Consider the following 15,618-nt stretch of genomic DNA (forward strand, 5'->3'; position numbering starts at 1 on the left):
AATGGAGAGAAATTGAATGGCTAAAGAACAAGACTTTTTAAGTTCACATCCATTGGACAAATATATTGATGAACAGTCAGCTAATCAAAATGAAATAATCAATAATAAAACGCAATATACTCAAGAGGAACAACAAAAAATCGATAAGTTGAGCGAACAAATAAAGCCAATGGATAATGATGGTTTACTGAATTATGGTACACAAGCACAATCAAATATGTCACAGTTCTCACACCGTATTTTAAATGAAGTTAACACAACAGATGTTGGCCCTGTGGGTGAGTCTCTGAATGGTTTAATGAGTAAATTAAAGTCAGTTAACCCTGAAGAACTTAATCCAGAAAACCAATCTAAGTTGAAACGTATATTTAAACGTACGAAAGCATCTGTTAATGAAATATTTTCTAAAATGCAATCTGTAGGTTCACAGATTGATCGTATCTCTATTGAGTTAGATAAGCATAAAAATAACTTAAAAAAAGATATAGACATGTTAGATGAATTATACAATATGAATAAAGATTATTTTGAAGAATTGTCTTTATATATTGAAGCAACTAAAAAGAAACAGCATACGCTTCAACAGACTGAAGTACCTAAACTAAGAACACAAGCAAAAACGACAGGTAACCAAATGGATGTGCAAGCGACATCTGATATGGAACAATTTATAGATCGTTTAGATAAACGAATTTATGATTTGCAGTTATCAAGACAGATTGCAATTCAGACTGCACCTCAAATACGAATGATTCAAAACGTAAACCAAGCCCTTGCTGAGAAAATTCAAAGTTCAATTTTAACGAGTATTCCATTATGGAAAAACCAAATGTCTATTGCATTAACATTGATGAGACAACGTAATGCCGTATCAGCTCAAAAGGCAGTTACAGATACTACAAATGATTTACTATTAAAAAACTCTGAATTATTAAAACAAAACGCGTTAGAAACAGCTACTGAGAATGAACGTGGTGTCGTTGATATCGAGACACTCAAAACAACACAAAATGATATTATTGAAACAATTGAACAGACACTTCAAATCCAAGAACAAGGCCGTACTAAACGTAAACAAGCAGAAACAGAATTAAATCAACTTGAATCAGAATTACAAAATCAATTGTTAGATATGAAAGATAATAAATAAGGTTTATGAACAAATAAAGTAGATGGAGTCGGGACAGAAAATCAAATTTTGATTTCTCCCCGCCCCATCTACTTTTTCTATTTAAAATCTTTCGGTTTTGAAAGCGCGTGCTTGCTTGGGGTATGGGAGTGGGACAGAAATCTAATTTTTCTAATAAGATTTCGTCGTCCCACCCTGGAAATAGAGTTGAGATATTATTTGTTTTACAGACTCATACTATTCCCCTAGGCGTCAGCGCTTTACAAAATCGGTACAATTATATAAATTAATACAAAAAATAAGACGCTTTTGTATAATAAAGTTACTCTAACATAACTTTAAAACGAGAAGTAGGATTAGCATGAATGGCAATAAATATAAGGAAAATAGTAGCTCATCGAGCTACAAAAATAGATAAAAAACATAAAAATGATGGCTTCTACTTTATTTCACGTAGAAACCATCATTTTTTAGTTATCTGAGAAGCTTATGTCTCAGACTCATTTTGAGATTTAATTCTAATCGCTCTATTTAATGCTTAGAATCTTCTGTATGTTGATTTGCTGAATTTTTAATTAAATTCTCTGTATTGTCAACTGTGTCTGAGGATTTAGTAGTTACTATATTTTGTTCCACAGCAAGTTTGTGCGCAATTTTCGGCGCTGTCCAAACGACAGGAAGCATGATAATCGATATAGGTACTGCTGTTACGATTATAAAGGACTGTATTGCACTAATACTACCCTCGCCAATATTAATAAGAATAATTGAGATTACACCCATAATAGCAACCCAGAATAATCTGATGATTTTAGGCGGATCTCCTTCGCCAGTAACGGACATAGAAATTGAATATGACATTGTATCGGCAGTTGTTATTACAAATATAAGTGTCAAAATGAGTAAAGCTATAACTAACACATTGCCTAAAGGTAATTGTGTAGCAATTGAGATAACTGTCTGCAGGTAAACCATTTTCAGATAAAGGATCACTAATTGAACCATTATTTTTAGATTCATAAAACAATCCACTTCCACCTAAAATAGAAAACCAAAAATGAGAAACTACAGTCGCTACGACTGAAACGAGTATGAAGATTTCTCTGATTGTACGTCCCTTTGAGACACGGGCAACTAACATAGCCATTAAAGGACCATAACCTATAAACCAACCAAAGAAGAAAAGCATCCATGCGCCAGCCCATTGATTATCTCCTCTAAAGGTACTGATTTCTAAGAAATTAGTGATATATGTTCCATAAGAAGAAATAAAAGTATCAATAATAAAACCACCAGGGCCTATTAACAATATAAAGACAGCAAGTGCTATTGCTAACCATATATTTAGTTTGCTAAGAAACTGTATACCTTTATCTATCCCTGTAGTTGCAGAAATAGATACAATGACCATAAGTCCTGCAACAGATAAGACTTGAGTAATGATATTATCTGGAATACCAAAAATACTATGTAACCAGTAACTAAATTGAAAACCGAAAAACCCAATTGTTCCAATTGTTCCGACTACAGCACCTAAAATACAAAAGACATCTATCATAGAGCCTGTCTTAGTATGCTCAATCTTTTTACCAAATATTGGATATAAAATTGTTCTTGGACGCATTTTCATGCCTTTATTATAATGTGCATACATAATAATGATACCACTGACAGCACCATAAACTGCCCAGGCTGTGAAGCCCCATGATGTGAAACTTTGAGCCATTGCTCGCTGGTATAGCGACTGAACTACTATCTTTGATACTTGGATCCATAGTTGGTGGCACATCAATAAAATAATACATAGGTTCAGCGACAGCCCAAAATATAGCACCTGCGCCTAATCCTGACGTAATCACAATTGCTGCCCATCTGAAGTAACTCATTTCAGGTTTAGAAGCATTTCCGAGCCTTACACGACCATACTTTGAAAAGGCTAAAACAGCACCTACCGCAAATGTTGCTAGTAATAAAATTTGCCAAAATGCACCGAAATATGTAATGGATAGTTCAAAGCCTTTTTGCACGAAATCCGAAGTTGCTGTTGTAAATAGTGATGACATAATTACAAATAATACGAGTACGCCACCGCTAATAAGAAACACCGGCCAATCTAGTTTGTCTTTCCAATAAGAAAATTTAATGTTATTCTACTCCTCTTTTTAGGTTCTCTCTATTTTCTCTATATTAAGTCTTTTATAATAAATAGTTTAGCTTTTTCAGTACTTATCAAATTGCTTACGAATATCATTGAATATTGTTTTAGAGTTCAAAATTATAAGTATGAAAACGAAGTCTTACGCTATAGCAAATGGTGTTTTTGTGAATATGAACACGTGTACTTTCCATCTTTAATAAAAATATGTAAGTCTATTTATGATTGTGACAAGAGACTTACTATTGTCACTGACGAAACACTTGAAGTTAAGATTATAGCCCACTTCTTCTTAGTAATCAATTGGACTTTGTAAAATAGTTATAATTTTTAAGATTAAATTATTATATATTAATCATGCAATTGGAAAATTCTGCACCTTAAAAAATGATATTTTTATTTAAATGAAGATTTTAACAGCAAAATGTTATTTTTACACATAAAAAAATCCCTTCAAAGCAATCACTGTTTCAGTGACTACTTTGAAGGGATTGTATCTTTACAAAAACGATGCATTTAAATATTGAGCAGAATCTACTTAAATGAACTTTTAATCTTTTTCGTAAACGATAGGTTTTTGACTTTTAACCATAGTAGCTACAATATAACCTATGATTGTAGTGACTATAGCAATTGGGAACCATTCTAATGAATAGTCTTTTAAAGGTAAACTATCAATAAAGCTCATTTTTATCCAGACCTTGTGTATGTACTACACTTAATATTGAAACAATAGAAACAATCGTAACTGGAATTTGTTGTGCAATTGGCTTAGTTGGTACAAAACGTGCAATCAATATCAGTAATACTGAAGTAATTGCTACTGGATATACAATACTAAGTACTGGTTCAGACATTGTAATTACTGAGTTTAAACCTTGATTTGCTAATATAAAACTAATTAGCGTAAATCCAATTACATAAGCTTTATAAGAAATTTTCGGTAAAATTCTATGGAAATATTCTGACACTGAAACGATTAAACCACATGCAGTAGTTAAACACGCAAGTGCAACAATAATACCTAATAGATATTTACCAAAAGTTCCAAAGCCTACATCTGCCATTGTAGTTAATAGGTATGTACCTATGTTTTGATCTTTTGCTGTTAAACTAGCAATTTTTTCTTGCGATACATCCATGTGATTTCCTATAAAACCTAGAGAAATATAGATGAACATTAAGGCAACTGCGGCGATTAAACCAGCTAATAATGTCTGCTTAAAGATCTTATTAGCATTTGTAACGCCTGTTGCTTTTACAGCATTAACTACAATCATTGAGAAGGCAATTGCCGCAATAGCATCCATCGTTAAGTAACCATTGGTAAACCCTTGTGAAAATCCAGCAAAACCAGAAGTAAACGATTCTGCAGATTGACTTGGTGCATTACCACCAAAATCTACAAATCCTTTAATAATCATCGCTAATATCGTGATAAGTAGTAATGGTGTTAGCAATGACCCGATACGATCAACCATTTTACTAGGATTGATACATAAATATAATACAATTAAGAAATAAATAACTGTAAATATAAATAATGCTAAACTACTATTTGTTTGTGCAATCGGTGTAACAGTCATCTCAAATGATGTTGATGCTGTACGTGGAATCGCAAATAATGGACCTATTGTTAAGTATATAATTACTAAGAATACTACTGAAAACTTAGGTGATATTTTATTTAATGACCCGATGTAGCCTTGTTTATCTAATGCACCTACAACAACGCCTAATAACGGTAATCCGATTCCAGTTAATGCAAATGCTAAAATGGATGGCCAGAAATATTCTCCGCTATCTAAACCTAAATTAGGTGGGAAAATAAGGTTGCCGGCGCCAAAGAACATTGCAAACAATGTGAAGCCTATAATCCATGTATTTTTATTCATATGACGTTCTCCTTTTAATCCAATAAAATAATATTATCTATTCTATCACGTTTAATTAGATGCCGTCTATATAAATTTCAGAATATTTAAATATATAGCGATTAATTTATAAAAATTAGTCTAGCTAAAATGATTTTAATAAAAGTTTTTTCAATAATGGTGACAGATGGCTTGGCAAATTTTCTACGCCTTCTACAAAGATGGCATACTGACCATAAATGTTATGAATCGTTTGTTCTATGTCTTCTGTAATAGGATCTTGACTTAAAAACACATTGAATACTTCGATCCCCATTTTTCTAGCAGTTTCAACGGCTTCATAAGTGTCTAAAATACCATCTTGACTATAATTATATGCTGAAGGTTCACCATCTGAAAATACAATTAGAAAACGTTGATTATGTGAACGACGCATTAATCGTTCACTTCCTATTCTAATTGCTACGCCATCTCTATTATCATCTTGAGGCTCTAGAGCCATAATTCGTGGTCCATCTTTTTCAAAAATTGAACGGTCGTATGAAATGATTTCGTCAATAATATTGGGTTGATTTGCTTCATCTGCATCAAACGCATCTTCGTTAAATGCAAGTATCTCATGTTTAACATTTAATGATTTTAAAGTTTCATGGAATAGGACAACGCCTTTGATCGTTTCTTCCATCTTATCTTGCATACTTGCAGATGCATCAACTAGCAATGTAAAAGTAGCATCAAAGGATTGACTTAAATCTTGTTTCTTATAAAACAGCTTATATTGATCATCAATAAACCAATTAAGTAGATTCTTCTGTAGTCTTCCTTTAGTTAAATTATGACGTTCATCCTGGTATTCTCTATCAATTGTTTTCTTTATGATTTGGATTAAATCTTTTGTCTCAAACTGGACTTCAGATTCAACGTCACGATAATCATTGATATATTGTGGTTCTATGTCTGGAATATTCCATTTAATCTCTACGTTCTGATTGATACCTTTAAGTGCAAACGCTTGGTTATGACCGACAGTACCACCTTCGTCATCTTCAACATTATCAGTAGAGCCTTTGCCCTTTTTAGTTTGCATATCAGTCATATCATCGCTCGCATCACCCTCACGTGCGGTGTCATTATCACCCATGACATCACTATTCTCACCTTCATGTAATTCCATTTCTAAATAAGCGCCACCTTCTGACGCACTATCTTGATTATTAGATTCCATATCTTCGCTTACAACGTCTTCATCGTTTTGTTCATCAGACTGACCATCTGAGTTACTTGCGTCAGTTCTCGTTATATCCTCAAAATTAAGTTCTTCTATTGCTTCATAAACTTTTTTCGGTAAATGATAATATTCGTTCAACATATCTTCTTTTAAAATATCATCGATTTGATACATGATACGTTCTGCTAAATACATGTTATCTTCAGACGTTTCATTATAAAAGAAATTAGGTAAGTATTGATACATATGATTTAAAACATCATCAATTTGAGGATGGATTTGCGGTACATCATAAAAGTTTTCTGTTAAAAAAGATGCTTCTAAATATAAAAATAGTAAGTCTGTAAAAGTTGTTTTGGTTTTATAAACTTTGATTTGTGTCTGAGTATAATTCAATCTAACCTCATTACGCATTTGAATTATAGGCTTTGTCGAAGGACGTAATTGAACTATGGTATTTAATACACGTTTGTCTTCTAATAATTTGAAAAGTTGTTGGAAGAATTTTGGGTGTTGAAACTCTCGATTATGAATGACTTTATTTACAATTTTTTCATCCATCATTTGATAACCATAAGTAGCAAGTAATACATCTGATTTTAATCCTGTGGATTCTATTTCTTTACTCCTATGTGACCAAAATGAGCTTGTAATTAAGGTATGATTGATTGGATCATAGTATGGAAATTTTTGTATTTTAACGTGTGCTTGTTCATTTTTCAGTAAAAGACGAGCTAAATCTTGTAGCATCATGACTTGCTTTGCATCAAGTTGTTCGTCATTAAATTTTATAAAACGATCACTCATGATTATCCCTCACTAAAAGTTTAATTCTACTGCGTTTTTAATTGCTTGTTGTTCACGTTCGTCTTCTAATTTATCTATAATCGTACGCTGTATCGCACGTTCTATTGGCATGATTGTTGCTAAATCGCTCAAGTCAATCAGCGCTCGAATACTGGTCGCTTCTTCAGAAATTTGACCTTGTTTTGTCATTGTTCTCAAATCTTCATTGAACTTTATAATATTTTGGATAACAGCGTCGTCTTTTAACTGGCTTTGGTTTTTAATAACATCACTTAAAATATCACCATCAATATAATCTACTTCAATAACAACGAAACGGTTTTTTAATGCTTCATTCATAGGTAATGTGCCAATGTATCCTACGTTTATTGCCGCAATAACATTAAAACCTGGTGCTCGCACTTACAACTTCTCCTGTAAATGGATTTGTTAGTTTTCTACGATAGTCTAATACACCATTCAGTATAGGCAGTGTTTCTGGTTTCGCCATATTGATTTCATCAATATAAAGAATATTTCCTTCTTTCATGGCTTGTATGACAGGTCCATCTATAAAGACAATTTCTTGTGACCCATTGTCATTTGTTTGTATTGTTTTAAATCCTAATAAACTTTCAGCATCTAAATCGACTGAACAGTTAATTTGGTGCATCGGTCTATTTAAAGTTTCACTTAGCGTTTCTGCAAGTTTCGTCTTACCAGAACCAGTTGGTCCTTTTAACAGTATATTTTTATTTAATTGCATTAATGATTTAGCATCATTAAAGACAGTCTCGTCTCTATTAATATATTGTGTATTTGTCATGTTTTTTTATCTCCTTTTGCATTTACATGTTTGTCTGATGATTGTTAAAAATCATTAAAAATAGACTGGGGCAAGAATACATCATCATATTTTGCCCTAGCCCTATTTTAATAAGAAAATTTATAAACTCACAATAGTTTGTGAGGAATTGTTTGTTGCGTTTATGGTGCAATACGATATATTTAAAATCTTATACTTCTTTAAAATATTCTTTATAATATCCACCAACTAGACCAGAGTTATCGATGATTTGATAATATTCTTCAGTTTCATTGATAACGTCATATTGTTTACCTACTGTTAGCATATCAGATACTGTGAATTTTTTCGCTTCTGCATGTTCAACTTCGACTTTTTTAATAGGTGTATTTGTTTTCCAAGTTTCATGTAACATAATTGTAAAAACCTCTCTTTATTGTTTTGTTTCTAAAGTTAATATAAATGTGATGCCGCTTTTTTCACTAATTCTTAAAGAACGTTCGCCATCTTGATCTAATGTTTGATAAGGAATACCAATGACTTCAAGTTGTTGCAATGCATTTTGAAAATGTGCTTTGGATTCAGTAGCAAATTCAATTTGTTCAACTATACCATGTTCAGGCATTTTCACTTCATCCTTTGCGGCATAAATATGTAGCTCGCCACCTAGCCCGCCGTCTCCTATACGAAACACTTGTACTTTATAATCGGCATTGTCTGTTGGTGCGTATTCAGCAAAATGTATGAGTCCAAAAACTTTAGTTAAAATAGATTGCGTTAATATAAGTTCATTAACTTTCAAGAGGACAGGCCCTAATCCTTGGATCTGGTGTAACGGATTTACAGTACTTTCAAATGATGGCATACCTAATGGTGTCCCAGTATTATGTTCATTTGAGTAAATATTAAATGTTTGATCATTTTGGTCTTTAAAATCAAAATATTGATGACCATTTAAATCGGTAATACCACCATGATTAATGTGATGATTATCTAATACTGATTTATACTCATCCAGACCTTCATCACTTGGCACACGCAAGCCAATATTATCTATATGATTATTATTGTTAATATAGTTAGGTATTTCTACAAAATGTATACGTGTCCCAGAATTAAGTTCAGCATCTCCAAAACGTAGCGCTTGTCCTTTGTTTGTCACATTGAGTCCGAGTATATCTTTAAATAAAGTTTTAGTTTTTTCTAAATCATTTGTCCCTGTAGTAACACTTCTAAGACCATTCATTATATTAACCCCTCTATTCATATCTTTTCAACTAATTATAACTTACTTTAAGTATTATTTGTATGATGAATAATGGTTTTACAAAATTATAACGAATATACATTGGACGAATTAAGAAAATGTATTAAAATGTATATATATCGTGATTTATTATTTTTCATGACAAATTTGAAAATAGATTTATTGAATTAGAAGGAGGTTTTAAAATGTTAACTGTATGGGTTGTATTTGGTATTACTGTGCTTATAGCAGTGTATTCTGGAATTACTTTCTTTTCGAATATAAATAATAAAGCAAAGCAAAAAAATGCTAATGCTAAAAGTGTTAAGAAAAATAATATCTATGGCGTAGTTTTCTTAGTATTTTTAATTCTAGCTATTATTGAGCTTTTCGTGTATATAGCTTAATAATTTTACATGTTTAAGACATGTAAATTGAATCGAGATTATTGGAGTTATAATTTAAATGAATAGTTAGTTGTTATACTTGAATAATAAAGTCGTAGTAAAATTTAAAAGGGCGTGGGACAGAATTATCTCATGCTCTATTAGAAAGCCCCAATCTATTAGAAAAAACTAATAGATTGGGGCTTTCTATTTAATATTCAAAGATACTAAAGTGTCTACTTGTCTCCGTATGGCTAGAAGCTTTTTGTATTAACAACAATTTTTTATCTTATTGTTTATTGAAAAAATATTTGGTCATGAGAAAAACTATAACTATATAAATTACAGAATGAATGCACAACGTTATAAAGTCTAAGTTAAATATATGAATAGAATCCTTATTTAAAAGATACAAGATATTGCTTATAGGAGGAAGAATCCATAATATCCATTGCAAAAATGAAAATTGTTCTATTAATAAATCCTTGGTCAGTGTAACAATTAAGATAAGTATTGTAAGAAGCCAATTAAAGTTTTTACTGGCAATTTGTGTATTTGTTACAAAAGAACCTAATAATATCCCAAAAGAACTCATTAATATATGCGTGATTAAACCTATGAAAATTAAATTTAATGTAATCTCTTTATTAAAAACTTGGATTAATAATGGATAGAATAGTGAAACTAGAATTAATAAACAACTAACTAGAAAAAGATATAAAACTTTAAGCTTTAAATAATTGCTTTTAGATCTTAATTGGATATATAAAATATAGCGTTCGTTAATAGTATCGTGCTTAAAGTTAATAATTGTAAGCCAAGTCATTATAAGAAATAGCACAATTGATGTGGATCCATAACTAGATAATACAGGGACATCTTTATAAATATAGATGCTTATTAGACATAATAAGTAAATAAAAATAGGTGGTATAAAAATAAAAGATTTTAAAAACTTTAAATTTTCATATTTTAAAAAAGTAAGTAGCATATTATAAGTCCTTTACTTCTATAATTTCATAATTATTATTTATTAAATTTAGTATAACTAAGTTAGATTTTGATTTATATACTTGTATCGCTAACTTATTGTCGCTAATTTCTAGTATAGAAAGTATAGAACCTTCATTATTTACCATAATTAAGTTGTGGTTTTGTTTATAGCTTTGCACAGTAATTAATTTCTGCGTATCTTGCTTAGAGATGGATTTAAATGTGTAATCGTCTAAATTGAGTATATGAGTGACTACAGTATTTTCAAAATTGTAATCATGCGCTGTTATAATAATTGTTTTCGTTTTAACTAATTGTCGTAAATGATTTACAAACCGTTTTTCTGATTTATTATCTAGACCTGAAAATGGTTCGTCGAAAATTAAAATGTCGAGCATCCGCTAATAGACATTGTATAATATTAACTTTTTGTAATGTACCTTTAGATAAACGATGCAATTTCAAATCTTGAAATTCAGTTAAATAAAATAAATCCAAATAATTTTGCAGTATAGTATGTACTTGTTTTTTATTAATTTGATTATTTGAGTTAATTATAAATAATAAAAATTGTTTTACTGTTACTTTAATGTTTTTAGGAAATGCATCCGGGGCATAGCTAATTTTAGAATCAGTATAAATATTGCCGCTACTTGGTAACTGTAATTTAGAAATAAGTTTTAATGTTAAGCTTTTACCTACTCCATTTATTCCTTTTACTAAAGTTATGGAATTTTTGGGGATTTTAAAAGACAAATCATTAATGATAAGATTCTGGTTAAGCTCTTTTGACACGTTTTTAGCTTCAATCGCTATGTTCATTGAATATCATTCCTTTTTCTATAAAAGATCATTATTTATCTTTGCCATAAATGAGCTGTACGACACCGCTTTGATAAGTATGCATTTTTAACAATGACAAATTCAATCTTTGATTAATATTTTCAAATAATGGTTTTCCGAGCACCTAATACTACTGGGTGAATAGATAAACGATATTCATCAATTAAATTTTTATCTATAAATGAGGTGATAATACTAGACCCACCATATAACCATATGTCATTTGTATGAGCTAATTTGATTTGTTCGACTGCTTTGGTAATGTCAGGATTATAAATAAATTCAGTAGTTGTTTGATTTGAAATATCTTGGCGTGTAAATACATATTTACTTTTGCTATGAATATTGTCCCACATGAACTGCTCTCCATTGCTATCGTCTGCTTGCGGTTGGAAAGTTCCCCATAAATCATAGCTTTTTCTACCATAAATAATAGCGTCTATTTGGTTTAAAAATGCAGTGAAATTCATTTCTGGATCCATGATACACCAATCAATTTCACCATTCGATCCTTCTATAAAACCATCTAAAGATACAGCTAAATCTAATATAATTTTGCTATTATCGCTCATAAAATGCACCTTCATTCATTAAAATATATTATTATATATTTATTGTAGTGAAGCTTAAATGAAAAAACAATCATTGTGTTGAATGATAAAATTATTTTATTTACTTAAAAATTGTATGAAAAAGAGTACAAGTCATAAGTATCCCTAATGAAGTTGAAACGATATAGATGATTTAAATATTTATATGTACTTGTCCCATTTTGTATAAGGCTGACGTCCAGTGAAATAGTATGAGTGAGAGATAATAGATTCGATTCATATTCCAAGCAAACATGTACTTTCAAAAATCAAAAATGTTCGAATAAAAAGGAGCAAGATAAGCAATCAATGTTTGATTACTTACCACTGCTCCCACATAGCTGAGTAAATACAGACAACTACAGTGAAATATATAATTTACATTTACAAAATAACATGTTGTATTTATGTTCCGTGCGCTGAATAGATTTTTAATAATGATAAATTTAATCACTGGTAAATGTTACGGTTTGTTTTGATTCAGAAGACATTTGAATTGCATCTATCATAGCGATGGATGCGAGTGCATCTTGAGCATGTACATAATTTTGTGTATCGTTATGCAGACAATCATAAAATTGATTAATCAGTTTACCATGGCTTGGTCCATAATAAGATTTTGTTTTAGGTGCTTTAGCATCTTCTATAACTTGCTTTTTATAACCGTCTTCATTTACACGTGTCAGAATATTATCTTTAATTGTGAATTTTTCATTTTCAAAGATGACTTGAAGCTCAACACTAGAATTCCCAATACTGGCATTTGTAGCGAAAAACATACCATTTGCTTTGTTTTCAAACGCTATGTGTGCGACTGCGGTATCCTCTACTTCAATATCATAATCTAATAGTTGTGAGACATTGCCTTTAATAGATGTGATTTTGCCACAAAGTAATTGCATTAAATCTAGTGTGTGAATAGCTTGATTGATTAGTACGCCACCACCGACAGTGTCCATCTTACCGCGCCAAGGTTTCTCTGTATAATAAGCTTCAGGTCTAAACCAAGTTACTAGCCCTTTTACGCCAATGACATTACCATATTCACCACTTCCGACGATTTTCTGAAGTGTTTGAAAGGTATCATTATAGCGATTTTGAAAGCAAATACCAATTTTAATTTCTGGGTACTTACGCTCTAATTTCACTAATTCAAGACCTTCTTTAGCGTTAATTGCAAGTGGTTTTTCTTGCAACACATGAACGCCTTTTTCAACACAAGTCGCTGTTGCTGATAAGTGTAAATAGTGTGGTAAACAAATATGAACACAATCTAACGCTTCTGAATCTAACATTTCATTTAAATCTTTATAAAAATGCGTATGAGGTACTTTGTTTTTTAATAATTCGTTTTCATCACAAACTGCTACTAATTGAGCCTCTGGATTATCATCAATCGCTTGAATATGTACTTGAGCGATATCACCTAGTCCAACAATTCCAATTTTAAGCATATGACCATCTCCGTTTATTTATGCTTTTATGAGTTAATTTATTGCTCTGATTGAATTTTTTCTTGTAATGCATTTTTAAATTCTGTTGGATCTACTGGTAGTGATACCTCTTTGCCTAACCAACTTGAAAGATAAATGGCATTTACAAAGTTAACACCATTAATACCGTCACTGCCTGGAGCAATCAATGGTGTATCATCAATAATGTTAGCTGCAAAGTTTTCTAATACGCTGATGTGTTGTTGACCCCATACACTTTCGAATTCAAACGTTTCTTGATCATAGATATCGTCAAAACCATTGCCAGTGAATATTTTGGCAGCATCTTCCCACGACATATTACGGTTCATGTCTGTTTCAGATTCTTTTAAGCGAGTCAGTGTAATTTTGTTACTATCTTCGACTAATATTTTACCTTTATCGCCAGTGATTTCTAAGCGGTCTGTTCCGATAATGTCATGAGTACATGTAATGAATACACCTGTTGCCCCGTTGCCATAATCTAATACAGTTGTTACATCATCATCGACGTTTAATTCTCTTTGGTAACCATATTTAACATTTGAAAATATTTTTTCAGGTAAGCCACATAACCACTGGAGTAAATCGATTTGGTGTGGTGCTTGGTTTACTAAAACGCCACCGCCTTCTCCATCCCAAGTTGCTCTCCAAGAACTTTGATCATAATATGCTTGTGGACGCCACCATGTAGTGATAATCCAATTTGTGCGACGAATATGACCAATTTCACCGAGCATCAATTAATGCTTTAACTTTTTGGTATAAAGGATTGGTTCTTTGATTAAAGAAAATACCAAACGTTAATTCTGGTTTAGAAGCTGCTAAATCACTGATTTCTTTAACTTTTTCAGCATAGATATCTGCAGGCTTTTCTAAAAGTGCATGAATATCCCTAGACAATGCTTCTTTACCTATTTCTGTATGAAGGTAATGAGGCACTGTAGTAACGACTGCATCTACATCGCCACTTTCTAACATATCAATATAGTTATCGTAGAAAGGTACATCTGGATATTTTTCAGCACTTAATGCTTTTTTCTCAGGATCAATGTCACATATTGCGCCAATTTCTAGTTTATCTACTTCTCCGCTATGAATAAAACCTGCATACGTGCCACCTTGTGCACCTAAACCAATAATTCCTAAACGAACTTTTTCCATTATGCATTCTCCTTTTGTTCAATATTAGATAGTATTTTTAGTAAAGCTTCATATTGCATTTTATATCCTTCAGCGCCGTCTTTAGCTACTGTGTTTTGAATCGTCTCTGTGGAATGTTCAAGTTCTAAATCTTTAAGTGAATCAAATACAACGAGATGAGGTTCTAGTGTTAAAAATCCTTTGTAGCCGCGGTCGATTGCTTGTTTAAGTATCGATTCAATTTTACCATCACCCGTACCACATAAGACATTGACGCTATCTTCATAAATAGCATCCTTAATGTGAATATATTCAATATGTGGAGCCAATAATTCATAACATGCTTGTGGATCCTCGCCACACTGAACAAAATTTGCGAAATCAAATATTGCTTTAAAATGTTCTGAACCGACTTCATTTAAAATAACATTACAACGTCGAGCAATATCTCCAAAGATATCTTTTTCATTTTCATGAAGTAATATCACATTATATTGTTCAGCAATTTTGGCAAATTGCTTTAATTTAGCAATGACTTCTTTTTCATAATCATCAAAATTATCTTCTTTTGGTATATAAAAACTAAATATTCTAATGTATTTACAATCTAAAGTATTTGATATTTGACATAATGTTTTTAATGTCTCTAATTGCGCTTTAAAAGCATCTTCATCATTAATATAAATTTTGCCTATTGGCGAACCAATGGATGAAATGCCAATGTTCCACTTTTTCAACCTTGGTAAGACATCTTTTTGTATGCTATCAACAGAGTATTTGCTAATATTTTCACCATCAACACCACGCAATGAGATATAGCGCATACCTAATTCACTGACAGTTTTTAACTGGGTATCTAATTCGGATGATATTTCATCCGAAAATCCTGATATTGCGATATTTTTCATTATAAAAATACCTCCATTTTCATTAAATATAACTTGAATTTTATAAAGAAGTAAATTGCA

At 31.4% G+C, this 15,618-nt stretch carries 9 protein-coding genes and 5 pseudogenes; 2 read left to right on the top strand and 12 right to left on the bottom strand.

Features of this window, described 5'->3' with window-relative positions; translation table 11 throughout:
• The first annotated feature begins 16 nt into the window (after positions 1-16).
• Positions 17-1,150 (top strand): toxic anion resistance protein, encoded by a 1,134-nt coding sequence (locus tag ABLV95_RS04860; RefSeq protein WP_460872640.1) that lies wholly within the window; start codon positions 17-19, stop codon positions 1,148-1,150.
• A 510-nt stretch (positions 1,151-1,660) separates the two neighbouring features.
• Here the strand turns inward: ABLV95_RS04860 and ABLV95_RS04865 are convergent.
• From ABLV95_RS04865 to ABLV95_RS04890, 6 genes and pseudogenes are all read right to left on the bottom strand, one after another.
• A pseudogene (locus tag ABLV95_RS04865) lies at positions 1,661-3,192 on the bottom strand (BCCT family transporter).
• 642 nt (positions 3,193-3,834) lie between these two features.
• Positions 3,835-5,179 (bottom strand): annotated as a pseudogene (brnQ3, locus tag ABLV95_RS04870) (branched-chain amino acid-like transporter carrier protein BrnQ3).
• A gap of 124 nt (positions 5,180-5,303) precedes the next feature.
• Positions 5,304-7,193: a vWA domain-containing protein gene (locus tag ABLV95_RS04875; protein ID WP_427704460.1), complete on the bottom strand. Its 1,890-nt coding sequence runs from the start codon at positions 7,191-7,193 to the stop codon at positions 5,304-5,306.
• A 12-nt stretch (positions 7,194-7,205) separates the two neighbouring features.
• A pseudogene (locus ABLV95_RS04880) lies at positions 7,206-7,998 on the bottom strand (ATP-binding protein).
• Positions 7,999-8,188: 190 nt separating this feature from the next.
• Positions 8,189-8,392, bottom strand: a complete 204-nt coding sequence (locus tag ABLV95_RS04885) for a DUF6501 family protein (RefSeq protein WP_002507630.1) — start codon at positions 8,390-8,392, stop codon at positions 8,189-8,191.
• A gap of 18 nt (positions 8,393-8,410) precedes the next feature.
• Positions 8,411-9,223, bottom strand: coding sequence for a VOC family protein (locus tag ABLV95_RS04890; protein WP_427704457.1), 813 nt, complete (start codon positions 9,221-9,223; stop codon positions 8,411-8,413).
• A 206-nt stretch (positions 9,224-9,429) separates the two neighbouring features.
• Between ABLV95_RS04890 and ABLV95_RS04895 the strand changes: the two genes are divergently transcribed.
• Positions 9,430-9,630 (top strand): hypothetical protein, encoded by a 201-nt coding sequence (locus tag ABLV95_RS04895; RefSeq protein ID WP_002507627.1) that lies wholly within the window; start codon positions 9,430-9,432, stop codon positions 9,628-9,630.
• A 971-nt stretch (positions 9,631-10,601) separates the two neighbouring features.
• Here the strand turns inward: ABLV95_RS04895 and ABLV95_RS04900 are convergent.
• The 6 genes and pseudogenes from ABLV95_RS04900 to ABLV95_RS04925 form a co-directional block, all read right to left on the bottom strand.
• Complete coding sequence (locus ABLV95_RS04900; protein WP_460876544.1) at positions 10,602-11,000, bottom strand: hypothetical protein; 399 nt, start codon at positions 10,998-11,000, stop codon at positions 10,602-10,604.
• The gene (locus ABLV95_RS04905) at positions 10,954-11,424 is read right to left on the bottom strand and encodes an ATP-binding cassette domain-containing protein (protein WP_460876546.1); all 471 of its coding nucleotides are present in this window, start codon (positions 11,422-11,424) and stop codon (positions 10,954-10,956) included. The genes ABLV95_RS04900 and ABLV95_RS04905 overlap by 47 nt, the downstream gene beginning before the upstream one ends.
• A 31-nt stretch (positions 11,425-11,455) precedes the next feature.
• A pseudogene (locus ABLV95_RS04910) lies at positions 11,456-12,017 on the bottom strand (dihydrofolate reductase family protein).
• A gap of 464 nt (positions 12,018-12,481) precedes the next feature.
• Positions 12,482-13,489: a Gfo/Idh/MocA family protein gene (locus tag ABLV95_RS04915; RefSeq protein ID WP_460876548.1), complete on the bottom strand. Its 1,008-nt coding sequence runs from the start codon at positions 13,487-13,489 to the stop codon at positions 12,482-12,484.
• A 38-nt stretch (positions 13,490-13,527) separates the two neighbouring features.
• A pseudogene (locus tag ABLV95_RS04920) lies at positions 13,528-14,671 on the bottom strand (Gfo/Idh/MocA family protein).
• On the bottom strand, positions 14,671-15,558 hold the full coding sequence (locus ABLV95_RS04925; RefSeq protein ID WP_427704449.1) for a sugar phosphate isomerase/epimerase family protein: 888 nt from the start codon (positions 15,556-15,558) through the stop codon (positions 14,671-14,673). Before ABLV95_RS04925 ends, ABLV95_RS04920 begins: the two are co-directional and overlap by 1 nt.
• Positions 15,559-15,618 lie beyond the last annotated feature (60 nt).

It is taken from the genome of Staphylococcus sp. Mo2-1 (assembly GCF_046721385.1).
Lineage (GTDB): Bacteria > Bacillota > Bacilli > Staphylococcales > Staphylococcaceae > Staphylococcus > Staphylococcus equorum_A.